Below are 22,037 nucleotides of genomic sequence, written 5' to 3' on the forward strand. Positions count from 1 at the left end.
ACCTGTGGAGGAAACTTCAAGTACTCGTACCGTCGTTGGCGGCGAGCAGCTCCCGGGCCCGGTGCAGCAGCGCCTCCCGCACGGAGTCCGGCGCCAGCACGCGCAACGGCGTGGCGAGACTGAACAGATACCCGGCCAGTCCCTCCGCACTCGACCCGCCGACCTCGACGACGGTGGCGTCCGGACCGTCGGCCCGGTGCAGCCCGACCGTGGCGGGGATCAGCCGCAGCGCCTGCTCCATGGACACCGGAAGACGGACGGTGGCCAGCACGGCGTAGGGCCCGGTCGCGCTCGCGCGTGACACGAGGAGCGCCGGATCGGGCGGCGGGTCGGTGAACTCGACGGCCCGCCCGGTCGGCTGCACCCGCTCGACCCGGTCGGCCCGGAAGGTCCGCCACTCACCCCGCTCGACGTCCCGCGCCACGAAGTACCAGCGCCGCCCGGTGTGCACGAGCCGGTACGGGTCGACGTCCCGCACACTGGCCCGCCCCTCCCAGTCCCGGTACGCCATCCGGGCCCGCTCACCCCGCCGGCACGCGTCCGCCAGCTCCAGCAGCGTCCCCGCCACGACCTGCGGCTCGCCGGCCCGCGGCGTCTGCACGAACGCGGCGTCCATGTCCCCGAGCCGGTCGCCCAGCCGCTTGGGCAGCACCTGCCGCAGCTTCAGCAGCGCCGACAACGCCGCCTGGTCCCCGCCGAGCGCCCCGCTCAGGGCGGCCTCCCGCAGCCCGACGGCCACGGCGAGGGCCTCCTCGTCGTCCAGGATCAGCGGCGGCGTACGCGTCCCCGGCCGCAGCCGGTACCCGCCCCACGGTCCCGGGTCGGAGTCGACGGCGTACCCCAGCTCGCGCAGCCGTGCCACGTCCCGCCGCACGGTCCGCTCCGTGACCTCCATCCGCTCGGCCAGCTCCCCGCAGGTCCAGGCGGGACGGACGGCGAGCAGGGAGACCAGCCGCAGCAGCCGGGCGGAAGTACTGAGCACGGCTGCGAAGTCTGCCACGCACCGGGAGCCGACCAGGACCGAACCTGTCCTGGTCACGTCCTACGGTTTCCGCCATGACGACGACGGAGAACACTCCCGCGCCCACGGCCCCGGCCTTCCGCTACTCGGCCGTCACCTTCGACTGCGCCGACCCCGCCGAGCTGGCCCGCTTCTGGGGCGAGGCCCTCGGCCTCCCCGTCACCTTCCACACCGACGACTTCTACCTCCTCGGCGGCGGCGACGGTACGCCCGGCCTCGGATGCTGCCGCCTCCCCGACTACCGCCGGCCCTCCTGGCCGGGCACCGGCACCGGTACCGGCCAGGAGAAGCAGGCCCACATCGACGTCGGCGTCGACGACCTGGACGCGGGGGAGGCCCGCCTGCTCGCCCTGGGCGCGACGAAGCCGGAGTTCCAGCCGTCGCCGGACCGCTGGCGGGTGCTGCTGGACCCGGCGGGGCATCCGTTCTGCGTGTCCAGGGTGGCGTGAGTGGGAGGAGGGCTATGAGCCTCAGAACGTGGGTTCCGGTGGCGCGCAGGGCAGCTCCGCCCAGACCGTCTTGCGCGGGAACCGGCCCTCGGTCACTCCCCGCCGGTGCGCCAACGCCTCCACCAGCAGCAGGCCACGGCCGGACTCGGCGTCGGGGGAAGGCTGCTGGGGGCGGGGAAGTTCCTGGCCCCGGGTGTCGGTGACCTCGATGCGGAGCACGTCGCCGACGACGTAGAGCGTGAGCCGGAAGTCCCGACCGGGGACGCGCCCGTGGTCCGCCGCGTTGTTGGCCAGCTCGGCGACGAGGAGGCGGGCCGGGTCCAGGGGCAGGCCCCAGGAGCGGAGCTGCTCGGTCGCGAGCAGACGGGCCAGCCGGGCTCCGCGCGGCGTCGGGGACAGCTGCACGCTGAAGTTGCGGACAGGGGTCGTGAGTTCGGGGGATTTCTGGTTCACGTCACTCAGCGTGGCGGTGTGTGCGTACCGTGAGAAGTGACTCAGGGGGTACGTACGGTGACTGTCCGGTGGTTGTCCGACGGTGTCGGTGCTGTCGGGGCGGTGCGTGCGGGTAGGGCGCTGGGGGCAGCACGGCGAGCGCGACGAAGGGGTGCGGGATGACGGTCGAGACGAACGAGTCGGGGTGGGAGGTCGATCCCGACGACGAGTGGGGTGTCGCGGTCATCGCCACGGTGGGACGGCAGTTGAGGCTCCGTCGCGAGGCGGCGGGCATGCGGGCGGGCGACTTCGGCGTGGCGGTCGGGTACGGGGAGGACCTCGTCTACAAGGTCGAGGGCGGCAAGCGGATTCCCCGGCAGGAGTACCTGGACAGGGCCGACGAGGTGCTGGCGGCCGGCGGGCTCCTCTCGGCGGCCTGGGAGGACGTGAAGAAGGTCCGGTACCCGAAGAAGGTGCGGGAGCTGGGGAAGTTGGAGGGGAAGGCGGTCGAGATCGGCATCTACGAGTGCAACAGCGTCCATGGGCTCTTGCAGACACCGGATCACGCTCGTGCGCTGATGGAGGCCGCACAGCCGCCGTACTGTTCGGACGACGTCCAGCGCATGGTGGCCGCCCGCCTGGCGCGGCAGTCGGTCTTCGAGCGCGATCCCGCACCGTCGATCCACTTCGTCCTGGAGGAAGCCCCGTTGCGTCGGCCCGTTGGCGGCACAATGGTGTGGCAGCGTCAACTCGAACGCCTGTTGGAGGTAGGGAGGTTGAACCACGTCTCGCTTCAGGTGATGCCGACGAACACGGACGCCCACCCGGGCGTGGACGGCAAGATCGAGCTGCTGAAGTTCCCGGACGGTACGGCCGTGGGGCGTAGCGACGGTGCGTTCAACGGTCGGCCGACCGCCGAGCCGAGGGAGCTACGCATCCTTGAGCTGCGGTATGGCACCATCCGGGCGCAGGCTCTCCCACCCAGAGAGTCGCTCGCCTTCATCGAAGAACTGCTGGGAGAAACATGATCCGCGAGACCGAACTGGTCTGGTTCAAGAGCAGCTACAGCAGCGGCACCGACGGCAACTCCTGCGTGGAGCTGGCCGTCACCCCCGGCACCGTCCACGTACGGGACTCCAAGACCACGGACGGCCCCCGCCTGACCCTCACCCCCGCCGCCTGGGCGACGTTCCTGCCGTACGCGTCGCAGCGCTGACCGTCGGCTCGACGACGTCCTGTGTGCCGACCACCGAGAGCAGCTCCAGCAGCCCCGCGCTGTCCGTCCCGACGGCCGGAGTGAACCAGAGGAGCCGCTGCCGCCCGTCCTCGCTGAAGAGGTTGAGGCAGTTGACCTCGATCAGGCCCAGCGTGGGATGCACGAGGCGTTTGCGGTCCTCCCGCCGCCGGAAGGCCACCTCGTGGTCGGCCCACAGCGCGGCGAACTCGGGGGAGACACGGAGCAGTGTGCGAATCAGCGCGCCGGCCTCCGCGTCGTCGGAGTCCCGGCGCGCGACGGCGGCCCGCAGGTCCGCGACGAACGAGCGGGACTTGCCCTCGTGATCGTCCGCCGGATACAGGCGCCGGGCGTCGGGTTCGGTGAACCACCGGTGGATGAGGCTGGCCCGGGGCCCGCGGAAGCCGGACTGGTCCCCGAGCAGCGCCACGGCCAGCGGATTCTGTACGAGGGTGACGTGCAGGTCGGTGATCACCTGCGCCGGTGTCGAGGGCATCCGGTCCAGCAGGTCCAGCATGCCGGGGTGCACGTGCGAGGCGGGCCCGCCCTGCACCGGCACCGGCCGGTCGGCGAGCCGGTACAGGTAGTCCCGCTCGTCCGCGGACAGCCGCAGCGCACGGGCCAGCGCGGCGATCATCTGTTCGGACGGCTGGGACCCGGCGCCGCGCTCCAGCTCGTTGTAGTAGTCCACGGACGCCCCCGCGAGCTGGGCGACCTCCTCGCGGCGCAGCCCCGGCACCCGGCGGCGCGGCCCGGCCGGGAGTCCCACGTCGGCGGGGCGGATGCGCTCACGCCTCGACCGCAGGAACGACCCCAGCTCGGCGTACTTCACAGCGCTCATGCGGTCCATTCTGCGCCCGGCGGGGACGGTGACCCAGGGGATGACATCCCCTGGCTGCGCCGGCCGACCGGGCGCATCGTGGACGCATGACCACGAACACGAACCAGAACACAGCGGCGGACGCCCGCGTGGCGATCGTCACCGGCGGATCGCGCGGCATCGGCCGGGCGGTCTCGCGGAAGCTCGCCGAGGACGGCCTGGCCGTCGTCGTGAACTACGCCCGAGGTGCCGCGGCCGCCGACGAGACGGTGGCGGCGATCACCGAGGCCGGCGGACGGGCCGTCGCCGTACAGGCCGACGTGGCGGAGGAGAAGGAGGTCGCCGCGCTGTTCGACCGGGCGGAGGCGGAGTTCGGCGGCGTCGACGTGGTCGTGAACTCGGCCGGGCGGATGACCCTGTCGCCCATCGCCGACCTGGACCTGGCCGCCCTGGACGCCATGCACCGCACCAACATCCGCGGCACCTTCGTCGTCGCCCAGCAGGCGGCTAGGCGGCTGCGCGAGGGCGGCGCGTTCATCGGCTTCTCGACCTCCGTGGTCGGCGCGCAGTTCCCCACGTACGGGGCCTACACGGCGAGCAAGGGCGCGGTGGAGGCGATGACGATGATCCTGGCGCGGGAGCTGCGCGGGCGAAACATCACCGTGAACACGGTCGCCCCCGGCCCGACGGCCACCGACCTGTTCCTCGACGGCAAGACGCCCGAGCAGATCGACCGGCTCGCGAAGACGCCGCCGCTGGAGCGGCTGGGCACCCCGGAGGACATCGCCGCCGTGGTCGCCTTCCTTGGCAGCCCCGCCGGACACTGGGTGAACGGCCAGATCCTGCGTGCCAACGGAGGGCTGGTCTGACATGCCCTTCGCCCACTTCAAGGTCCCCGCGGGCACGATCACGCCGGAGGACAAGAAGAAGATCGTCGAGCGCACCACCGACCTCTACGCCGAGATCTACGGCGAACGGGCCCGCCCCACGACCGTCGTCCTCGTCGACGAGGTCCCCGACGGAGGCTGGGGCGTGGCGGGCAATGTCCTGACCGCCGAGATGCTCAACGGCGAGCCGCAGCCGCGACCGTAGCCCCCGGGCTGTGATGATCGCAGTCGGCGTCGGCGTCGGCGTCGGCGTCGGCGCTGACTGCGGCGTCGGCGTACCCGGTCCGGGAGGACTCCGTCTCATCCAGTGATCGGGTGCTGGCCATGGGGTTTACATGCGCGTAACACTTAAGTGTCCCGCGCGCGGCAACGGCGCCGAGCGCCCCTCACCGGCCGCTGCATGCGACCGGTGCCTGCCGTGCGAGAAAGGGCCCCTGTGACGACGCGAAGCGAGACGCGGACCACCCTCGACCACCTGCTCACCGAGATCGAGCACCGCAACCCGGCCCAGCCGGAGTTCCACCAGGCCGCCCACGAGGTCCTGGAGACCCTGGCGCCGGTGATCGCCGCCCGCCCCGAGTACGCCGAGCCGGGCCTCGTCGAGCGGCTGGTCGAGCCGGAGCGCCAGGTGCTCTTCCGGGTGCCGTGGCAGGACGACCGGGGCCGGGTCCACGTCAACCGGGGCTTCCGCGTCGAGTTCAACAGCGCGCTGGGCCCGTACAAGGGCGGACTGCGCTTCCACCCGTCGGTCAACCTGGGCGTCATCAAGTTCCTGGGCTTCGAGCAGATCTTCAAGAACGCGCTGACCGGCCTCGGCATCGGCGGCGGCAAGGGCGGCAGCGACTTCGACCCGCACGGGCGCAGCGACGCCGAGGTCATGCGGTTCTGCCAGTCGTTCATGACCGAGCTGTACCGCCACATCGGCGAGCACACGGACGTCCCGGCCGGTGACATCGGCGTCGGCGGCCGCGAGATCGGCTACCTCTTCGGGCAGTACCGCCGCATCACCAACCGCTGGGAGGCCGGCGTCCTCACCGGCAAGGGCCGGGGCTGGGGCGGTTCCCTGATCCGCCCGGAGGCGACGGGCTACGGCAACGTGCTCTTCGCGGCGGCGATGCTGCGCGAGCGCGGGGAGGACCTGGAGGGCCAGACCGCGGTCGTCTCGGGCTCCGGCAACGTGGCGATCTACACCATCGAGAAGCTGACCGCGCTCGGCGCCAACGCCATCACCTGCTCGGACTCCTCCGGCTACGTCGTCGACGAGAAGGGCATCGACCTCGCCCTGCTCAAGCAGATCAAGGAGGTCGAGCGCGGCCGCGTCGACGCGTACGCCGAGCGCCGGGGTTCCTCCGCCCGCTTCGTGCCGGGCGGCCGCGTCTGGGAGGTCCCGGCGGACCTGGCCCTCCCGTCGGCCACGCAGAACGAACTCGACGAGAACGACGCCGCCGCCCTTGTCCGCAACGGTGTGAAGGCGGTCTCCGAGGGCGCGAACATGCCGACGACCCCCGCGGCCGTCCACCTCCTCCAGCAGGCCGGCGTCGCCTTCGGCCCCGGCAAGGCGGCCAACGCGGGCGGCGTCGCGGTCAGCGCCCTGGAGATGGCGCAGAACCACGCGCGTACGGCGTGGACGGCGGAGCGCGTGGAGGAGGAGCTGGCGTCGATCATGACCAGCATCCACACCACCTGCCACGAGACCGCCGAACGCTACGACGCCCCCGGCGACTACGTCACCGGTGCGAACATCGCGGGCTTCGAGCGGGTGGCCGACGCGATGCTGGCGCAGGGCGTCATCTGAGGGACGGCACCGCGCAGGGGGTGCCCCGTACGGCCCGGTCGGCCGTACGGGGCACCCGGCGAAACGGTGGAGGCGCGTCGGCCGGGGGCGTCAGTGGTCCGAGTAGCTGAAGTCCCCCACGGTCCAGGCGCTGACGTCCTCGATCGCCACGCGGTACATCCCGCCCGTCTCCGGGATGCCCATCGTGCCCTGGAGGATCCGGGCGACGTGGAAGTGCAGGTGGGTGGGTGCTTCTTCCTTCTCCGCCGGAGCCTCGAAGACGGCGGAGAAGGCGCCCAGGTCGGTGGAGTCGGTCAGTACCTCCGACACCCTCTGCCGCCACACGGACTCGGGGGCCAGGCGGCCGGTGATGACAGCACCGTGGGTGACCACGGTCAACGACATTCGACTGCTCTGCGCGGACTCCACACGGGCGGCGATGTCAATGAGCAGCTCATCAGGCTTCGACATGAGAACGGATTTTATCCGCAAGGCCCGCCCGTCCGGGTGGCCCGGTCGGCGGCACTATCCGGCAGGACGGCCGGCACTGCCCGGCTTGTCCCCGGCCGCCACGGCGCCACCGCGCCGCAGCTCCGCGTTGATCCGCTGAGCCTCTTCCAACTGGTCTTCCAGGATGATGATGCGGCAGGCGGCCTCGATGGCCGTCCCCTGGTCGACCATCTCGCGGGCGCGAGCGGCGATGCGCAGCTGGTACCGGGAGTAGCGACGGTGGCCGCCCTCCGAGCGCAGGGGCGTGATCAGCCGGGCCTCGCCGAGGGCCCGCAGGAAGGCGGGCGTGGTGCCCAGCATCTCGGCGGCCCGCCCCATGGTGTACGCGGGGTAGTCGTCGTCGTCGAGTCGGTCGAGCGGTGTGTCCGCGGTCATCTGCACCTCTGTCGTGCACCTCTGTCGTGCATCTCTGTCTGCTTCTCCGTCGGGGAATGCGTCGAGGGGCCCTGATGCCGTACGGCACCAGGGCCCCGAGGGATTTGTAACACCATCTGCCGGCCTACTGCACTGCCGGCCTTCTGATTCCCGCCCGGCCCTCGTCGGGGGGCGGGCAGTTGAGGGATCGCGGATGCGTGACCGTGGGACCACCTTCCGTTCCGGGGCCTGCGGTACCCGGTGAGAGCGTTCTCGCCCGGGCGATCCTGATGGCGTCCTCCTCCTTCTCTTTCCGTGCCGTACTTCCAGGTACTGCTGATCTTGCCGGTGTTGCTGTTGCTGCTCTTCCACATGCGGGCAGTTCGTCTCTGCCGCGCCTCACGGACTTCTTGGCTACAACAGAAGACTAACCACGGCAGCATCCGAATGTCTACAGCGGCCACGACAGATTTTCCTGCAAACGGACGAACGATTACCTGCACCGGTGCGTGTGCTCGGTGCCGGTCCGCCCGCACGCACCTGACGTCGCCGACGCCGGGCCGCCCGGCAGTGGGACGATGACGCGACAGTCGATCGAGTGACGAGCGGGGAGGCCGGGCACGACATGGCCCGTTACACGGAGGCACTGACCGTCGAACGGGGCGGTTTCCGCATCAAGGTCCCGGAGTCGTGGTGGGAGTTCGACGTGCGCCCGGAGTCCCGGGACGACTCGATCCGCCGCATGGTCGACGAACGAATACGCCGGCACCCGGAGCTGAAGCCCTCCCGCTCCGCCTACGTCACCTTCCTCCAGAAGGCGGCGTCCGACGCGTGGAAGTCGGGCGCGCTGTACTGCGGCTGCATGGCGGAGAGCTTCGGCGGCGACACCCCGATCACCGGCTCGGTCACGGTCTCCCTGGTCGGCGGCCGCACCTCCTCCGGCGACCCCCTCCCCACCGACCCGGCCGCCATCGCCGGCCAGCTGGCCGTCAAGGAGGCCAGGAAACCCGGCGACTCCTGGCGCAAGGTCACCACGGTCGACATCCCCGGCGTCGGCCCCGCCGCCCGCACCCAGGGCGTGGAGGACATCCCGGTCCCGGACGACGCCCTGAACCGCACGGTCCGCGCGGTGCTCATGCAGACCTACATCCCGGTCCCCGGCCAGGAGGGCAAGGTCGCCCTGGTCGCGGGCAGCAGCCAGGTCCTCGACCTCGCGGACTCCTTCTTCGACATCTTCGACGCGATCACGTCGACGTTCCGGTTCGTGGACTGACGGGAGCGGGGGAGCGGTGACCGCGGAATTCGTCCTCGACCTGGACGAGGGAATGCTGGAGTACTTCCGGGACATGGCCGACGTCCTCGTGGACCGCTGCGGCATCTCCCGCCCGGAGGCGGTGGCGAGGATCAACCGCCAGTACGCCGACCTGGAGGTCGACCCCTACCCGGACCTCCTGTGCCACGAGGCCCCCGAGTTCTGGGCCCTCCCCGCCTACTACGACCGCGGCGACCACCTGCTCCCTCCCACCGGCGACCCGGAGGCCGACGCCCGCATCGACTTCTCCCGGCTGCCGATCCGCCCGGCGCCGCCCCGGGACTCGGCGTTCTGGACGCTGCCGCGATGACCCCGACACGACGCGAGTCCACCGAAACGCTCCCGTCGAAGCCGGCACGCGAGCCGGTGCGCATCCCCTGGGCGGACTGACCATGTCGTCGACGCCCTGGAACTGGGAGACCGGCGAAGGGCTGCTCTCCCTGAACGACCCGGCGGAGTGGGACGCCGCGTTCGAGCGCGGGGAGCGAAGCCTCGGCACAGCGGCCATCGGACTCGCCTTCAACTGCTCGCTGGAGGAGGCGTCACCCCGGATCGTCCGGGCGACGCAGCTCCCGGACACCGCCCAGCGAGGATTCGCCTTCACCGCGGCGGGAACGGCGGCTCGTCTCAACGGCGCGTCGACGCCGGAACTGTACGCCGCACTACGGGCGGAAGGACCGGGCCGCAGAAGCCTCGCGGGCGACGCCATCGACGACACCCTGACCTTCGTACCGTTCCGGGATCTGCCGCCATGGCTGAAGCGCTGGAGCGTGGCCTCAACGATCCTGAACAAGCTGGACGCGTGGCGGCTGAGCCTCTCCTACGCGGCGACCGACGCCTGGAATGCGGTGCGCAGATATTGCGGTCGCGCCTTTGACGCTCGACCACACGACTGAGCACCTCCGCCGGTCTCTCCGCGAGTCGAGTCGGAATCAGAGGTGCCTTTCGTCGAACATCCCTGCCTTGTAAGTTCACTTGTGCGTACGAGTGGTTGCTGGTGCGGCACGTGAGTCGACGGGGGTTGCGGGGATGGTGGGCCACAGGCCGAGTGACTGGCATGTCCTGGACCTGGACAAGGACCCGACGCCGGGGGACCCGCAGCGGGTGCGCACGCTCGCGAAGACGTTGCACGACTTCGCCGACGACGTGTCGGAGGCGTTGCGTCTGGTGAAGGGGATGGCGGGGGAGTCCACTCTGGCCGAGTGGGCGGGGAAGTCGGCGGCGGTCTTCAAGGAGGAGTTCTCGGGTGTTCCGAAGAACTTGAAGAAGCTGGAGAAGTCGTACGGGATGTGCGGCGACGCGCTCGCGGACTTCTGGCCGAAGCTGGAGCGGGCGCAGGCCCTGGCGGACAAGGCGCTGATCAAGGCGCGGGAGGCCCGTGCCGACCTGACCTCGGCGCAGTCGAAGCTGTCGTCGGCGGACTCGTGGGTGACGCGGGCGTCCAAGGAAGCCGACAAGTACAAGGACGACCCGACCGGCAGCAAGTCGGACGCGGACAAGCCGGACGAGGCGAAGGTCCGCGCCGCCACCCGTGACGCCCAGCACGCCAAGACCGCGCAGACCAACGCGCAGTCGGCCGTCGACTCGGCGCAGAGCGCGCTGGACGCGGCGAAGAAGATGGCCGAGGACGCGCGCAAGATGCGCGACGACGCGGCGCGGGAGGCCAAGAGCAAGATCGACGACGCGTCCGACGCCGGCATCCAGAACCGGTCGTGGTGGGAGGACGTCGGCGACTGGTTCTCCGACAACTGGGACACCATCGTCGCGGTCTGCAAGGTCGTCGTCGCGGTCGTCGGCATCATCGCGATGGTCATCGGCGGCCCGATCCTGGGCGCGATCGTCCTGGTCGCCGCCCTCGTCGTCCTCGCGGACACGCTCTACAAATACAGCAAGGGCCAGGCATCCCTATGGGACGTGGGGCTGGCCGCGCTGGACTGCATCCCCGGCATGAAGGGCCTGACCACCCTCGGCGGACTCGCCAAGGGCGCGAAGGCACTGGGAAAAACCGGCCTCAAGGGCATGGCCCTGGGGGCAAAGGGTCTGGGGAAGGGCGCTCGTCTCACAGCACGCCGGATGCAGAAGCTAATCACCTGTGGGGACCCCATCGACATGGCCACTGGCCAAATGGTCATGTCGGAAACGGACATCACCCTGGACGGTGTCCTGCCCCTGGAACTTGAGCGCCACCACCGAACGGGCCTCCAATCCGGCCGCTGGTTCGGGCCTGCCTGGGCCTCCACCCTGGATCAACGGCTCGTCCTGGAGCCGGACGGGGTGCGTTTCACCACGGCCGACGGCATGGTTCTCACCTACCCGGTGCCGGAGCCGGGCTTGTCCGTGCTACCGGTCGAAGGCCCGCGCTGGCCGCTGGAGTGGGACGGTTCTATTGCCGGCGCCCTCACCGTGCGCTTGCTGGATGCCGGTCTCGACCTGCGTTTTCAGCCCGCGCCGAGCCGGACGGGTGCGTGTCTGCCGCTGACCGCCGTAACAGACCGGACCGGCAACGCGATCGAGGTGACGTACGGGCCGGACGACGTCCCGCAGGAACTCAGGCACACCGGCGGCTATCGCGTGGGTGTGAACACAGAGCAGGGGCGTATCACTGCCTTCACTTTGCTCAACGACCCCGACCAGCCGCTCCTCGCGCGCTACGCGTACGACGCCCGGGGCAACCTGACGGAGATCTACAACTCTTCCGGGCGACCGCTGAAGCTGGCGTACGACGCGCAGCGCCGCATCACGGGTTGGGAGGATCGCACCGGAACCTGGTACCGCTACACCTACGACGCGCAGGGCCGCTGCACCCAGACCAACGGCACCGCTGGCATCCTCGACTACACATACTCCTACGACACCGAGAGCCAGGCTGCCGTAGCGACGAACTCCCTCGGCCATCGGACCACGTACCACTTCAACGACGCTTACCAGCCCACGGCCGAGATCGATGCGCTTGGACACACCACCACCCGGAGTTGGGACCGCTACGACAATCTCCTCCGGCTCACCGACCCTCTCGGGCGCACCACCGCCTACATCTATGACACGGCGGGTAACACGATCCAGGTCGATCACCCGGACGGCAGCACCAGCACGTTCTCCTATGACGACCGGGGACAACTGGTATCGGTCACGGAGCAGGACGGAGCCCTTCGGCACTACTCCTACGACACAGGTGGGAACGTCGTCGCGATCACTGAGCAAGGTGGGGCCCGTAGCACGTACACCTACGACGAGCGGGGCGCCGTGGCGTCAGTCACCGATCCGCTGGGCAACGAGAGCCGAGTCGAGAGCAACGCGGCCGGACTGCCGCTGACCGTGATGTCCGCGGTGGGCGCGACGACCCGGTTCGGCTACGACGCCTTCGGACGGGTCCGCGAGGTCGTCGAGGCAGACGGCGGCGTGACCGCGGTCGACTGGACGGTCGAGGGCCGTCCGGCACGGCGGGTCCACCCTGACGGATCCGTCGAGAGTTGGACCTACGACGACGAGGGCAACATCCTCACTCACACCGACGTGCTGGGAGGCGTCTCTCATTTCGAACCGGCCCCCTTCGACCGGATCGGAGCCCGGACCACTCCTGACGGTGCGCGTGTCGAGATCGCCTATGACACGGAATTGCGCCCCGTCCGAGTGCGCAACGCCCACGGCCAGAGCTGGTCGTACACCTACGATCCCTTGGGTAACGTTGTACGAGAGACGGATTTCAACGGGCGTGTCGTCACATACCAATACGATTCCGTCGGCCGCATCACGGAGCGCGTCAACGGTGCCGGGCAGGGCGTTCGTTACCGCCACGATGCCCTCGACCGGGTGATCGAGCAGCACGATTCGGACGGCAGGACGTCCCGTTTCACGTACGACCGGGCGGGGGCACTGGTGCGCGCCACCAACCCGGACGCCGACCTCCGCTTTACCTACGACGAGAGTGGCCGAGTGCTCACGGAGCGCTGCAACGGCCGGGTCCTGACCAATACCTATGACGCTGCGGGACGCCGCACGCTGCGCCGTACGCCGGGCGGGGCACTCAGCGAGTGGCGCTACGACGGTGCCAACCGGCCGCTGGCACTGCACGCCTCCGGACGGACAGTCGGATTCCGCCACGACCTCGCCGGACACGAGGTGCTGCGCTCCCTTCCCACAGGCGTTGTCCTGCGCCAGGAGTGGAGCGCGGCCGAGCACCGGTTGGTGTCACAGACGGTGCGGGCTCAGGGAGCCGTCGCCGAGTTCGGCCGACGCTACTCCTACCGACGTGACGGGCTTCCCTCGGCGGTCACCGACTCGACCACGGGTACGACCGAGTACCAGCTCGACGTCTCGGGGCGCGTCCTCTCGGTCACCGCTCCGGAACGACGGGAGACGTACGCCTACGACGCCCTGGGAAACCTGGTCCTCTCTCGGGTGCCGAGCTCCGCCCCCCAGCATGCAGCCGGTGCCCAGGAGGAGATCACTTACAGCGGCACCCTGGTGCAGACCGCCGGTCGGTCCCGGTACGAGCACGATGGGCAGGGCCGGGTCACCCGACACACTCGCGCCCTGCTGTCCGGCGGCTCGCGTGTCTGGGAGTTCAGGTGGGACGGGGAGGACCGCCTACGTGCTGTGACCACCCCGGATGGAAAGTGCTGGCGGTACCGCTACGACCCGCTGGGCAGGCGCATCGCCAAGGAACTTCTCCACCCCGATGGCGAAACGGTGGCCGAGAGCGTCGAATTTGCCTGGGACGGAACTCGCCTGGCGGAGGAACGGCGCCTGGGGGACAAGGACGGCGAGCCTCGCCTCACCACCTGGGACTGGGAGCCGGGCGAGGACCGGCCTCTGGTCCAGCGCATCAGGTCCGGGACGGACGAGAGCGACAGAGCATGGGTGGACGGGGAGTTCTACTCCATCGTCACCGACGTCGTCGGCACTCCCACAGAACTCGTCGACGAGACCGGACGGGCGGTCTGGCACAGTCGCCAAACCCTCTGGGGCCTCCCGCTGTCCGAGACACAGTCCCCGGGGCCGTCCTGCCCCCTACGCTTCCCGGGGCAGTACCTCGACGCCGAGACGGGGCTGCACTACAACCACCACCGCTATTACGACCCCGGCACGGCGCGCTACCTCAGCCCAGACCCGCTCGGTCTGGAACCGGCACCGCACCACCACAACTACGTCGTCAACCCGCTGATCTGGGTCGATCCCCTGGGACTGGCGCCGTCCTGCAAGACGGTCATCCGGCACTACACGGACAAGGGGGGTTACAACAAGATCATGGGTGGTGGGGGCAAGAACGGAATCACGCTGAAGGTTCCGCAAAGCACCAAGAGCAAGAACACCGCAGCCGTGTACGTGACTCCCATGAGCCCTGCCGATGTCGCCAAGAAGCCCGGGGGTTTCAAGTCTTACCTGGGCCTCACCAAGGAAAAGAGCGAGTACATGATCGAGTTCGAGGCGGAGAAGAAGCTGTTCTCGGGACGCCTCAGAGGAGGCCGGGACCACATCTGGTTCTCCAACAATGACGTGGCCATTCCGCGTGACGCGATCAGGTACCACGGCCCGACGTCAGGCTGGAAGGGCTGACGGCCGCTCCGTCCTGCTGTGAACGAAACTAAGTGAGGAGTATTCGTGGAACCCACCGGTCACTCGACCGACTTCGTCGTGGACGTGTCGTTTCCCGAGGCCATGGCTCGCTTCGTCCGTCGGGCCGAGCAACGTTGGCCAGGCCTCTACCTGAACGGTGAGCCACTCGCTCCCAGCGCCTCGACGAGCTGGCGGCTTCCCCTGTCTGACGACGACGCCCCAGGGATCGTCACGTTCTCTGCCGGTCAGGGCATGGAGGACTTCTGGGAAGAGAACGGCTACGCGACGGACGCCACCGGGCAGGGACCGTTCTCCGTGTTCCACCGGCTACATCCCCAGCCCCTGCGGGCCGAGACGGTGTCCGGCGTACGGTCCGACTCCCCGGACGCGGAGGCCGCAGCAGAGGGCACGCGACTGCTCCTGGCCTGGTTCCATGCCGTCAGCCTGGTGACGCCGGGGGACCCGGATATCGACCCCTTCTCCGCAGAAGTGCTGGACGATTTCCTCGCGTCATACGCGGCTCCCGGGGCTCCCCGGGTTTGATCTCCGTCACCCCCGGGGTACAGTCATCCGCTTCGATTGGCCAGCCCCGCGCCCCGTATGGCAGACTAGCGGGGTTGCTCGGTCGAGTGCCGATGCTGCGCGCCTCCCGCCGGGGGGACCGGAAGCGAGTCCCACAGTACTCGTCGTCCCTGATCAGGGGCGGACGTACGGGAATCTTCCGGGAAGTGTCAGCGGGGTGCAGGCCAGGCACCCGGTGGGCCTCTCGCCCCCGGTCTGCGGTTCCGGAAGGGCCCGCGACTCCCACTGCAGGGAAGTCCCGAAAAGGGACATCTGTGTCAGCGAGAGCGCGACACGCCCGACCGCGTGGGTCGGAGGGGGAGCGGAATGGACAAGGACCGCCGGGTCCAGAGCGTTACGAGAGACAGGACTACTGAGTAGCCATGGCGGGACAGAAGATCCGCATCCGGCTCAAGGCCTACGACCACGAGGTCATCGACTCCTCGGCGAAGAAGATCGTCGAGACGGTGACCCGCACTGGTGCGTCGGTCGCGGGCCCGGTGCCGCTGCCCACTGAGAAGAACGTGTACTGCGTCATCAAGTCGCCGCACAAGTACAAGGACTCGCGCGAGCACTTCGAGATGCGCACGCACAAGCGCCTGATCGACATCCTCGACCCGACCCCCAAGACCGTTGACTCTCTGATGCGACTCGACCTCCCGGCCGGTGTCGACATCGAGATCAAGCTCTGAGGGCGGTGATCTGAAGATGACCAAGCAGATCAAGGGCATCCTGGGCGAGAAGCTCGGCATGACGCAGGTGTGGGACGAGAACAACCGTGTTGTTCCAGTCACCGTCGTCAAGGCCGGCCCCAACGTCGTCACCCAGGTCCGCACGAACGACGTCGACGGCTACGAGTCGGTCCAGATCGCGTTCGGCGAGATCGACCCGCGCAAGGTGAACAAGCCCCTCAAGGGCCACTTCGCCAAGGCCGACGTCACCCCCCGTCGTCACCTCGTCGAGATCCGTACCGCTGCTGCCAGCGAGTACACCCTCGGCCAGGAGATCACCGCTGAGGCCTTCGAGTCCGGCGTGAAGGTCGACGTCACCGCGAAGAGCAAGGGCAAGGGCTTCGCCGGCGTCATGAAGCGCCACAACTTCAAGGGTGGCAAGGCGTCGCACGGTGCCCACCGTGTGCACCGCATGCCCGGATCCATCGGTGGCTGTGCCACCCCCGGCCGTGTCTTCAAGGGCATGCGCATGGCGGGTCGCATGGGCAACGAGCGGGTCACCACCCAGAACCTGACCGTTCACGCCGTTGACGCGGAGAAGGGCCTGCTCCTCATCAAGGGCGCGGTTCCTGGTCCGAACGGCGGCCTCGTCCTGGTCCGCACTGCGGCCAAGGGGGCCTGAGGTAACCGATGAGCACTGTTGACATCCTTTCGCCTGCCGGCGAGAAGACCGGAAGCGTCGAGCTCCCCGCGGAGATCTTCGGCGTGGAGAAGATCAGCATCCCGCTGATCCACCAGGTCGTCGTCGCGCAGAACGCCGCTGCCCGCCAGGGCACGCACAAGACCAAGCGTCGCGGCGAGGTCCGTGGTGGCGGCAAGAAGCCGTACCGCCAGAAGGGCACCGGCCGCGCCCGCCAGGGTTCGACCCGTGCGCCGCAGTTCGCCGGCGGTGGCGTCGTCCACGGCCCGCAGCCGCGTGACTACTCGCAGCGGACCCCGAAGAAGATGAAGGCCGCGGCCCTGCGCCACGCCCTCACCGACCGGGCCCGCCACAACCGCATCCACGTCGTGACCGGCGTCATCGAGGGCGACAACCCGTCCACGAAGGCCGCCCGGACGCTGTTCGGCAAGATCTCGGAGCGCAAGAACCTGCTCCTGGTCGTCGACCGCGCCGACGAGGCCGCGTGGCTGTCCGCCCGCAACCTGCCCCAGATCCACATCCTGGAGCCGGGCCAGCTGAACACGTACGACGTTCTCGTCTCGGACGACGTGGTCTTCACCCAGGCCGCCTTCGAGTCCTTCGTGTCCGGCCCCAAGGCTGCTGACACCGAAGGGAGCGAAGCCTGATGGCTACGCGTCACCCGAGCATCGCCTCCAAGGCGGCCAAGGCCGCCAAGGCCGCGCGCGTCGCCAAGGCGCGCCGCCACGAGGCCGAGGGCAAGAACACCGTCGTCACCCCGGCCAGCAAGGCGTTCACGGACCCCCGTGACGTGCTGCTGAAGCCGGTCGTGTCCGAGAAGAGCTACGCGCTCCTCGACGAGAACAAGTACACGTTCATCGTCGCGCCGGGCTCCAACAAGACCCAGATCAAGGAGGCCGTCCAGGCGGTCTTCTCGGTCAAGGTCACCGGGGTCAACACGATCAACCGCCAGGGCAAGCGGAAGCGGACCCGCACGGGCTTCGGCAAGCGTGCCGACAGCAAGCGCGCGATCGTGACCCTCGCCGAGGGCGACCGTATCGACATCTTCGGCGGTCCGACCTCCTGACGGAGGTCCGGATCGTCCGGAATCGGACGAGGACTGAGAAATGGGAATCCGCAAGTACAAGCCGACTACGCCGGGCCGTCGTGGCTCCAGCGTCGCCGACTTCGTCGAGGTCACGCGGTCCACGCCGGAGAAGTCGCTGGTCCGCCCGCTGCACAGCAAGGGCGGCCGTAACAACGCCGGTCGTGTGACCGTTCGCCACCAGGGTGGCGGACACAAGCGCGCCTACCGCGTCATCGACTTCCGTCGGCACGACAAGGACGGCGTGCCGGCGAAGGTCGCGCACATCGAGTACGACCCCAACCGCACCGCGCGCATCGCGCTGCTGCACTACGCCGACGGCGAGAAGCGCTACATCCTCGCCCCGCGCAACCTGCAGCAGGGTGACCGCGTCGAGAACGGTCCCGGGGCCGACATCAAGCCGGGCAACAACCTGGCGCTCCGCAACATCCCGGTCGGTACCACGATCCACGCGATCGAGCTCCGTCCCGGTGGCGGCGCCAAGTTCGCCCGCTCCGCCGGTGCCTCCGTGCAGCTGCTCGCGAAGGAGGGCACCATGGCCCACCTGCGCATGCCGTCCGGAGAGATCCGCCTGGTCGACCAGCGCTGCCGCGCCACGGTCGGCGAGGTCGGCAACGCCGAGCAGAGCAACATCAACTGGGGCAAGGCGGGCCGTAAGCGCTGGCTGGGCGTTCGCCCGACCGTGCGTGGTGTGGTCATGAACCCGGTGGACCACCCGCACGGTGGTGGCGAAGGCCGTACCTCGGGTGGTCGCCACCCGGTGTCCCCCTGGGGCAAGAAGGAAGGCCGTACTCGTTCGCCCAAGAAGGCGTCGAACAAGTACATCGTCCGCCGCCGCAAGACGAACAAGAAGCGCTAAGGACGGGTTGAGATGCCTCGTAGCTTGAAGAAGGGACCCTTCGTCGACGACCACCTGATCAAGAAGGTGGACACGCAGAACGAAGCCGGTACCAAGAACGTCATCAAGACCTGGTCCCGTCGCTCGATGATCGTCCCGGCGATGCTCGGCCACACGATCGCGGTGCACAACGGCAAGACCCACATCCCGGTGTTTGTCACCGAGTCCATGGTCGGCCACAAGCTCGGCGAGTTCTCGCCGACGCGCACCTTCCGGGGTCACGTCAAGGACGACCGGAAGTCGAAGCGCCGCTAACAGCGGGGTGGAATGACCATGACAAACACTGAAGGGACAACCATGGAAGCCAGGGCCCAGGCGCGGTACATCCGCGTCACGCCCATGAAGGCCCGCCGCGTGGTGGACCTCATCCGTGGCATGGATGCCACGGAGGCTCAGGCGGTCCTGCGTTTCGCCCCGCAGGCCGCGAGCGTGCCGGTCGGCAAGGTGCTGGACAGCGCCATCGCCAACGCCGCGCACAACTACGACCACACCGACGCCGACAGCCTCTTCATCTCCGAGGCGTACGTCGACGAGGGCCCGACCCTGAAGCGGTTCCGTCCGCGCGCCCAGGGCCGCGCCTACCGGATCCGCAAGCGGACCAGCCACATCACCGTGGTCGTCAGCAGCAAGGAAGGAACCCGGTAATGGGCCAGAAGGTAAACCCGCACGGGTTCCGGCTCGGTGTCACGACCGACTTCAAGTCGCGTTGGTACGCCGACAAGCTGTACAAGGACTACGTCAAGGAAGACGTCGCCATCCGTCGGATGCTGACGTCCGGCATGGAGCGCGCCGGCATCTCCAAGGTCGAGATCGAGCGCACCCGTGACCGCGTCCGCGTGGACATCCACACGGCTCGTCCGGGCATCGTCATCGGCCGCCGCGGTGCGGAGGCCGACAAGATCCGCGGTCAGCTCGAGAAGCTCACCGGCAAGCAGGTCCAGCTGAACATCCTCGAGGTCAAGAGCCCCGAGACCGACGCTCAGCTGGTTGCCCAGGCCGTCGCCGAGCAGCTCTCCTCCCGCGTCTCCTTCCGTCGCGCCATGCGCAAGAGCATGCAGGGCACGATGAAGGCCGGCGCCAAGGGCATCAAGATCCAGTGCGGTGGCCGCCTCGGTGGCGCCGAGATGTCCCGCTCGGAGTTCTACCGCGAGGGCCGTGTGCCCCTGCACACGCTCCGCGCGAACGTGGACTACGGCTTCTTCGAGGCCAAGACGACCTTCGGCCGCATCGGCGTGAAGGTCTGGATCTACAAGGGCGACGTCAAGAACATCGCCGAGGTCCGCGCCGAGAACGCCGCCGCCCGCGCCGGCAACCGTCCGGCCCGTGGCGGCAACGACCGCCCGGCCCGCGGTGGCCGCGGTGGCGAGCGTCGTGGGCGCAAGCCGCAGCAGCAGTCGGCTCCGGCCGCCGAGGCTCCCAAGGCCGACGCGCCCGCCGCTGCCGCTCCGGCTGAGAGCACCGGAACGGAGGCCTGACCGAAATGCTGATCCCCCGTAGGGTCAAGCACCGCAAGCAGCACCACCCCAAGCGCCGCGGCATGGCCAAGGGCGGTACGCAGGTTGCGTTCGGCGAGTACGGCATCCAGGCCCTCACGCCGGCGTACGTGACCAACCGCCAGATCGAGGCGGCCCGTATCGCGATGACCCGCCACATCAAGCGTGGCGGCAAGGTCTGGATCAACATCTACCCGGACCGCCCGCTCACGAAGAAGCCGGCCGAGACCCGCATGGGTTCCGGTAAGGGTTCTCCGGAGTGGTGGATCGCGAACGTGCACCCGGGCCGGGTCATGTTCGAGCTGTCCTACCCCAACGAGAAGATCGCCCGTGAGGCGCTGACCCGTGCGGCCCACAAGCTGCCGATGAAGTGCCGGATCGTCAAGCGCGAGGCAGGTGAAGCGTGATGTCGGCCGGTACCAAGGCGTCCGAGCTGCGCGAGCTGGGCAACGAGGAGCTTCTGGCGAAGCTCCGCGAGGCCAAGGAAGAGCTGTTCAACCTCCGCTTCCAGGCGGCGACGGGCCAGCTCGAGAACCACGGTCGGCTCAAGGCCGTCCGTAAGGACATCGCCCGGATCTACACCCTGATGCGTGAGCGCGAGCTGGGCATCGAGACGGTGGAGAGCGCCTGATGAGCGAGAGCAACGTGACTGAAGAGACGAAGGCCGCGCGCGGCTTCCGCAAGACCCGCCAGGGTCTGGTCGTCAGCGACAAGATGGACAAGACCGTCGTCGTCGCCGTCGAGGACCGCGTGACCCACGCCCTGTACGGCAAGGTCATCCGCCGTACCGAGAAGCTCAAGGCTCACGACGAGCAGAACGCCGCGGGCGTCGGCGACCGTGTCCTCCTCATGGAGACCCGGCCGCTGTCCGCGACGAAGCGCTGGCGCGTCGTCGAGGTCCTCGAGAAGGCCAAGTAAGAAATCTCCTGCGGGGCATTCCCCGCAGGACAGTTCCGCCAGGCTCCGGGAGTCGTTCACCACGGTGACCGACTCCCGGGGAACCGGCAGACATTCAGGAGATAGACGTGATCCAGCAGGAGTCGCGACTGCGTGTCGCCGACAACACGGGTGCGAAGGAAATCCTCACCATCCGTGTGCTCGGTGGCTCCGGTCGCCGCTACGCGGGTATCGGTGACGTCATCGTCGCCACCGTCAAGGACGCGATCCCCGGTGGCAACGTGAAGAAGGGTGACGTCGTCAAGGCGGTCATCGTTCGCACCGTCAAGGAGCGCCGCCGTCCGGACGGCTCGTACATCCGCTTCGACGAGAACGCCGCCGTCATTCTGAAGAACGACGGCGACCCTCGCGGCACCCGTATCTTCGGCCCGGTCGGCCGTGAGCTGCGCGAGAAGAAGTTCATGAAGATCATCTCCCTCGCGCCGGAGGTGCTGTGAGCATGAAGATCAAGAAGGGCGACCTGGTCCAGGTCATCACCGGTAAGGACAAGGGCAAGCAGGGCAAGGTCATCGCGGCCTTCCCCCGCGAGGACCGCGTCCTGGTCGAGGGTGTCAACCGGGTCAAGAAGCACACCAAGGCCGGTCCGACCGCTCGCGGTTCGCAGGCCGGCGGCATCGTGACCACCGAGGCCCCGATCCACGTGTCCAACGTTCAGCTGGTCGTGGAGAAGGACGGCAACAAGGTCGTCACGCGCGTCGGTTACCGCTTCGACGACGAGGGCAACAAGATCCGCGTTGCCAAGCGGACGGGTGAGGACATCTGATGGCTACCACCACCACTCCGCGTCTCAAGACGAAGTACCGCGAGGAGATCGCGGGCAAGCTGCGTGAGGAGTTCTCCTACGAGAACGTCATGCAGATCCCCGGCCTCGTGAAGATCGTGGTCAACATGGGTGTCGGCGACGCCGCCCGTGACTCGAAGCTGATCGAGGGCGCGATCCGCGACCTGACCACCATCACCGGTCAGAAGCCGGCCGTCACCAAGGCCCGCAAGTCCATCGCGCAGTTCAAGCTGCGTGAGGGCCAGCCGATCGGTGCCCACGTCACGCTCCGTGGCGACCGCATGTGGGAGTTCCTGGACCGCACCCTGTCGCTGGCGCTGCCGCGCATCCGCGACTTCCGCGGTCTGTCCCCCAAGCAGTTCGACGGTCGTGGCAACTACACCTTCGGTCTCACCGAGCAGGTCATGTTCCACGAGATCGACCAGGACAAGATCGACCGCACCCGGGGTATGGACATCACCGTGGTGACCACGGCGACCAACGACGCTGAGGGCCGCGCGCTCCTTCGTCACCTCGGCTTCCCCTTCAAGGAGGCGTGAGCGA

General features: G+C 68.8%; 30 protein-coding genes. 25 read left to right on the forward strand and 5 right to left on the reverse strand.

Features of this window, described 5'->3' with window-relative positions:
- Positions 1-16: 16 nt before the first annotated feature.
- Positions 17-982, reverse strand: a complete 966-nt coding sequence (locus ACIBCJ_RS26225; protein WP_399283400.1) for a helix-turn-helix transcriptional regulator — start codon at positions 980-982, stop codon at positions 17-19.
- Between the two features lie 74 nt (positions 983-1,056).
- Between ACIBCJ_RS26225 and ACIBCJ_RS26230 the strand changes: the two genes are divergently transcribed.
- On the forward strand, positions 1,057-1,470 hold the full coding sequence (locus ACIBCJ_RS26230; RefSeq protein WP_365980425.1) for a VOC family protein: 414 nt from the start codon (positions 1,057-1,059) through the stop codon (positions 1,468-1,470).
- 21 nt (positions 1,471-1,491) lie between these two features.
- Here the strand turns inward: ACIBCJ_RS26230 and ACIBCJ_RS26235 are convergent, their stop codons facing one another.
- On the reverse strand, positions 1,492-1,923 hold the full coding sequence (locus tag ACIBCJ_RS26235) for an ATP-binding protein (RefSeq protein ID WP_365980426.1): 432 nt from the start codon (positions 1,921-1,923) through the stop codon (positions 1,492-1,494).
- 158 nt (positions 1,924-2,081) lie between these two features.
- Here ACIBCJ_RS26235 and ACIBCJ_RS26240 point away from each other — a divergent pair, with 158 nt between their 5' ends.
- The gene (locus tag ACIBCJ_RS26240) at positions 2,082-2,930 is read left to right on the forward strand and encodes a helix-turn-helix transcriptional regulator (RefSeq protein WP_362100741.1); all 849 of its coding nucleotides are present in this window, start codon (positions 2,082-2,084) and stop codon (positions 2,928-2,930) included.
- Entirely contained in the window at positions 2,927-3,118 is a 192-nt protein-coding gene (locus tag ACIBCJ_RS26245; protein WP_362100744.1) for a DUF397 domain-containing protein, read from the forward strand. The genes ACIBCJ_RS26240 and ACIBCJ_RS26245 overlap by 4 nt, the downstream gene beginning before the upstream one ends.
- On the opposite strand, the gene ACIBCJ_RS26250 is transcribed toward ACIBCJ_RS26245, so the two are convergent.
- Positions 3,069-3,986 carry a helix-turn-helix transcriptional regulator gene (locus ACIBCJ_RS26250; protein WP_399283405.1) on the reverse strand — a complete coding sequence of 306 codons (918 nt, stop codon included), beginning with the start codon at positions 3,984-3,986 and terminating at the stop codon, positions 3,069-3,071. The two genes, ACIBCJ_RS26245 and ACIBCJ_RS26250, sit on opposite strands and share 50 nt — an antisense overlap.
- Positions 3,987-4,063: 77 nt before the next feature.
- Here ACIBCJ_RS26250 and ACIBCJ_RS26255 point away from each other — a divergent pair, with 77 nt between their 5' ends.
- The 3 genes from ACIBCJ_RS26255 (at position 4,064) to gdhA (ending at position 6,638) form a co-directional block, all read left to right on the forward strand.
- Positions 4,064-4,825, forward strand: a complete 762-nt coding sequence (locus tag ACIBCJ_RS26255) for an SDR family oxidoreductase (protein WP_365980427.1) — start codon at positions 4,064-4,066, stop codon at positions 4,823-4,825.
- A gap of 1 nt (position 4,826) precedes the next feature.
- Positions 4,827-5,048 carry a 4-oxalocrotonate tautomerase family protein gene (locus ACIBCJ_RS26260; protein WP_133887684.1) on the forward strand — a complete coding sequence of 74 codons (222 nt, stop codon included), beginning with the start codon at positions 4,827-4,829 and terminating at the stop codon, positions 5,046-5,048.
- A gap of 231 nt (positions 5,049-5,279) precedes the next feature.
- Positions 5,280-6,638, forward strand: a complete 1,359-nt coding sequence (gene gdhA, locus ACIBCJ_RS26265) for an NADP-specific glutamate dehydrogenase (protein WP_365980428.1) — start codon at positions 5,280-5,282, stop codon at positions 6,636-6,638.
- 90 nt (positions 6,639-6,728) lie between these two features.
- Here gdhA and ACIBCJ_RS26270 read toward each other — a convergent pair whose 3' ends face one another.
- The gene (locus tag ACIBCJ_RS26270) at positions 6,729-7,088 is read right to left on the reverse strand and encodes a hypothetical protein (RefSeq protein WP_362100756.1); all 360 of its coding nucleotides are present in this window, start codon (positions 7,086-7,088) and stop codon (positions 6,729-6,731) included.
- A gap of 54 nt (positions 7,089-7,142) precedes the next feature.
- The gene (locus ACIBCJ_RS26275) at positions 7,143-7,502 is read right to left on the reverse strand and encodes a MerR family transcriptional regulator (protein ID WP_365980429.1); all 360 of its coding nucleotides are present in this window, start codon (positions 7,500-7,502) and stop codon (positions 7,143-7,145) included.
- Positions 7,503-8,106: 604 nt separating this feature from the next.
- On the opposite strand from ACIBCJ_RS26275, the gene ACIBCJ_RS26280 reads away from it, so the two are divergent.
- The 19 genes from ACIBCJ_RS26280 to rplE all read left to right on the forward strand — a co-directional run bounded on the left by ACIBCJ_RS26280 (position 8,107) and on the right by rplE (position 22,033).
- Complete coding sequence (locus ACIBCJ_RS26280; RefSeq protein WP_362100943.1) at positions 8,107-8,754, forward strand: hypothetical protein; 648 nt, start codon at positions 8,107-8,109, stop codon at positions 8,752-8,754.
- A gap of 16 nt (positions 8,755-8,770) precedes the next feature.
- Positions 8,771-9,103: a hypothetical protein gene (locus ACIBCJ_RS26285; protein ID WP_365980430.1), complete on the forward strand. Its 333-nt coding sequence runs from the start codon at positions 8,771-8,773 to the stop codon at positions 9,101-9,103.
- 82 nt (positions 9,104-9,185) lie between these two features.
- Positions 9,186-9,689, forward strand: coding sequence for a hypothetical protein (locus tag ACIBCJ_RS26290; protein WP_362100764.1), 504 nt, complete (start codon positions 9,186-9,188; stop codon positions 9,687-9,689).
- Positions 9,690-9,822: 133 nt separating this feature from the next.
- Positions 9,823-14,349: a DUF6531 domain-containing protein gene (locus ACIBCJ_RS26295; protein WP_365980431.1), complete on the forward strand. Its 4,527-nt coding sequence runs from the start codon at positions 9,823-9,825 to the stop codon at positions 14,347-14,349.
- Between the two features lie 45 nt (positions 14,350-14,394).
- Positions 14,395-14,892, forward strand: coding sequence for a hypothetical protein (locus ACIBCJ_RS26300; RefSeq protein ID WP_365980432.1), 498 nt, complete (start codon positions 14,395-14,397; stop codon positions 14,890-14,892).
- A gap of 401 nt (positions 14,893-15,293) precedes the next feature.
- Entirely contained in the window at positions 15,294-15,602 is a 309-nt protein-coding gene (gene rpsJ, locus ACIBCJ_RS26305) for a 30S ribosomal protein S10 (RefSeq protein WP_003948644.1), read from the forward strand.
- A 16-nt stretch (positions 15,603-15,618) separates the two neighbouring features.
- On the forward strand, positions 15,619-16,263 hold the full coding sequence (gene rplC, locus ACIBCJ_RS26310) for a 50S ribosomal protein L3 (RefSeq protein WP_003974267.1): 645 nt from the start codon (positions 15,619-15,621) through the stop codon (positions 16,261-16,263).
- An 8-nt stretch (positions 16,264-16,271) separates the two neighbouring features.
- Entirely contained in the window at positions 16,272-16,928 is a 657-nt protein-coding gene (gene rplD, locus ACIBCJ_RS26315; RefSeq protein WP_122615757.1) for a 50S ribosomal protein L4, read from the forward strand.
- Positions 16,928-17,347, forward strand: a complete 420-nt coding sequence (gene rplW / locus ACIBCJ_RS26320) for a 50S ribosomal protein L23 (RefSeq protein WP_007443985.1) — start codon at positions 16,928-16,930, stop codon at positions 17,345-17,347. The genes rplD and rplW overlap by 1 nt, the downstream gene beginning before the upstream one ends.
- 40 nt (positions 17,348-17,387) lie before the next feature.
- Positions 17,388-18,224: a 50S ribosomal protein L2 gene (gene rplB, locus ACIBCJ_RS26325; RefSeq protein ID WP_003974264.1), complete on the forward strand. Its 837-nt coding sequence runs from the start codon at positions 17,388-17,390 to the stop codon at positions 18,222-18,224.
- A 12-nt stretch (positions 18,225-18,236) separates the two neighbouring features.
- Entirely contained in the window at positions 18,237-18,518 is a 282-nt protein-coding gene (rpsS, locus tag ACIBCJ_RS26330; protein WP_003974263.1) for a 30S ribosomal protein S19, read from the forward strand.
- A gap of 42 nt (positions 18,519-18,560) precedes the next feature.
- Positions 18,561-18,908: a 50S ribosomal protein L22 gene (gene rplV / locus ACIBCJ_RS26335; RefSeq protein ID WP_003974262.1), complete on the forward strand. Its 348-nt coding sequence runs from the start codon at positions 18,561-18,563 to the stop codon at positions 18,906-18,908.
- Positions 18,908-19,738, forward strand: coding sequence for a 30S ribosomal protein S3 (gene rpsC, locus ACIBCJ_RS26340; protein ID WP_109034237.1), 831 nt, complete (start codon positions 18,908-18,910; stop codon positions 19,736-19,738). Before rplV ends, rpsC begins: the two co-directional genes overlap by 1 nt.
- 5 nt (positions 19,739-19,743) lie before the next feature.
- Positions 19,744-20,163, forward strand: coding sequence for a 50S ribosomal protein L16 (rplP, locus tag ACIBCJ_RS26345; RefSeq protein ID WP_003974260.1), 420 nt, complete (start codon positions 19,744-19,746; stop codon positions 20,161-20,163).
- Positions 20,163-20,387 (forward strand): 50S ribosomal protein L29, encoded by a 225-nt coding sequence (gene rpmC / locus ACIBCJ_RS26350; RefSeq protein WP_003974259.1) that lies wholly within the window; start codon positions 20,163-20,165, stop codon positions 20,385-20,387. Before rplP ends, rpmC begins: the two co-directional genes overlap by 1 nt.
- Entirely contained in the window at positions 20,387-20,674 is a 288-nt protein-coding gene (gene rpsQ, locus ACIBCJ_RS26355; protein ID WP_003974258.1) for a 30S ribosomal protein S17, read from the forward strand. Before rpmC ends, rpsQ begins: the two co-directional genes overlap by 1 nt.
- Positions 20,675-20,781: 107 nt before the next feature.
- A complete protein-coding gene (rplN, locus tag ACIBCJ_RS26360) occupies positions 20,782-21,150 on the forward strand; it encodes a 50S ribosomal protein L14 (protein WP_003974257.1) in 369 nt (122 codons plus the stop codon).
- 2 nt (positions 21,151-21,152) lie between these two features.
- A complete protein-coding gene (rplX, locus tag ACIBCJ_RS26365; protein ID WP_003992365.1) occupies positions 21,153-21,476 on the forward strand; it encodes a 50S ribosomal protein L24 in 324 nt (107 codons plus the stop codon).
- Positions 21,476-22,033 carry a 50S ribosomal protein L5 gene (gene rplE / locus ACIBCJ_RS26370; protein WP_003974255.1) on the forward strand — a complete coding sequence of 186 codons (558 nt, stop codon included), beginning with the start codon at positions 21,476-21,478 and terminating at the stop codon, positions 22,031-22,033. Before rplX ends, rplE begins: the two co-directional genes overlap by 1 nt.
- The last annotated feature ends 4 nt before the right edge of the window (positions 22,034-22,037 follow it).

Source organism: Streptomyces sp. NPDC051136, from assembly GCF_044455745.1.
Classification (GTDB): Bacteria; Actinomycetota; Actinomycetes; order Streptomycetales; family Streptomycetaceae; genus Streptomyces.

Coding starts and splice junctions, on each gene's coding strand:
- ACIBCJ_RS26230 (WP_365980425.1), top strand. CDS start 1,057: ATGACGACGACGGAGAACACTCCCGCGCCCACGGCCCCGGCCTTCCGC.
- ACIBCJ_RS26240 (WP_362100741.1), top strand. CDS start 2,082: ATGACGGTCGAGACGAACGAGTCGGGGTGGGAGGTCGATCCCGACGAC.
- ACIBCJ_RS26245 (WP_362100744.1), top strand. CDS start 2,927: ATGATCCGCGAGACCGAACTGGTCTGGTTCAAGAGCAGCTACAGCAGC.
- ACIBCJ_RS26250 (WP_399283405.1), bottom strand. CDS start 3,986: ATGGACCGCATGAGCGCTGTGAAGTACGCCGAGCTGGGGTCGTTCCTG.
- ACIBCJ_RS26255 (WP_365980427.1), top strand. CDS start 4,064: ATGACCACGAACACGAACCAGAACACAGCGGCGGACGCCCGCGTGGCG.
- ACIBCJ_RS26260 (WP_133887684.1), top strand. CDS start 4,827: ATGCCCTTCGCCCACTTCAAGGTCCCCGCGGGCACGATCACGCCGGAG.
- ACIBCJ_RS26270 (WP_362100756.1), bottom strand. CDS start 7,088: ATGTCGAAGCCTGATGAGCTGCTCATTGACATCGCCGCCCGTGTGGAG.
- ACIBCJ_RS26275 (WP_365980429.1), bottom strand. CDS start 7,502: ATGACCGCGGACACACCGCTCGACCGACTCGACGACGACGACTACCCC.
- ACIBCJ_RS26280 (WP_362100943.1), top strand. CDS start 8,107: ATGGCCCGTTACACGGAGGCACTGACCGTCGAACGGGGCGGTTTCCGC.
- ACIBCJ_RS26290 (WP_362100764.1), top strand. CDS start 9,186: ATGTCGTCGACGCCCTGGAACTGGGAGACCGGCGAAGGGCTGCTCTCC.
- ACIBCJ_RS26295 (WP_365980431.1), top strand. CDS start 9,823: ATGGTGGGCCACAGGCCGAGTGACTGGCATGTCCTGGACCTGGACAAG.
- rpsJ (WP_003948644.1), top strand. CDS start 15,294: ATGGCGGGACAGAAGATCCGCATCCGGCTCAAGGCCTACGACCACGAG.
- rplC (WP_003974267.1), top strand. CDS start 15,619: ATGACCAAGCAGATCAAGGGCATCCTGGGCGAGAAGCTCGGCATGACG.
- rplD (WP_122615757.1), top strand. CDS start 16,272: ATGAGCACTGTTGACATCCTTTCGCCTGCCGGCGAGAAGACCGGAAGC.
- rplW (WP_007443985.1), top strand. CDS start 16,928: ATGGCTACGCGTCACCCGAGCATCGCCTCCAAGGCGGCCAAGGCCGCC.
- rplB (WP_003974264.1), top strand. CDS start 17,388: ATGGGAATCCGCAAGTACAAGCCGACTACGCCGGGCCGTCGTGGCTCC.
- rpsS (WP_003974263.1), top strand. CDS start 18,237: ATGCCTCGTAGCTTGAAGAAGGGACCCTTCGTCGACGACCACCTGATC.
- rplV (WP_003974262.1), top strand. CDS start 18,561: ATGGAAGCCAGGGCCCAGGCGCGGTACATCCGCGTCACGCCCATGAAG.
- rpsC (WP_109034237.1), top strand. CDS start 18,908: ATGGGCCAGAAGGTAAACCCGCACGGGTTCCGGCTCGGTGTCACGACC.
- rplP (WP_003974260.1), top strand. CDS start 19,744: ATGCTGATCCCCCGTAGGGTCAAGCACCGCAAGCAGCACCACCCCAAG.
- rpmC (WP_003974259.1), top strand. CDS start 20,163: ATGTCGGCCGGTACCAAGGCGTCCGAGCTGCGCGAGCTGGGCAACGAG.
- rpsQ (WP_003974258.1), top strand. CDS start 20,387: ATGAGCGAGAGCAACGTGACTGAAGAGACGAAGGCCGCGCGCGGCTTC.
- rplX (WP_003992365.1), top strand. CDS start 21,153: ATGAAGATCAAGAAGGGCGACCTGGTCCAGGTCATCACCGGTAAGGAC.
- rplE (WP_003974255.1), top strand. CDS start 21,476: ATGGCTACCACCACCACTCCGCGTCTCAAGACGAAGTACCGCGAGGAG.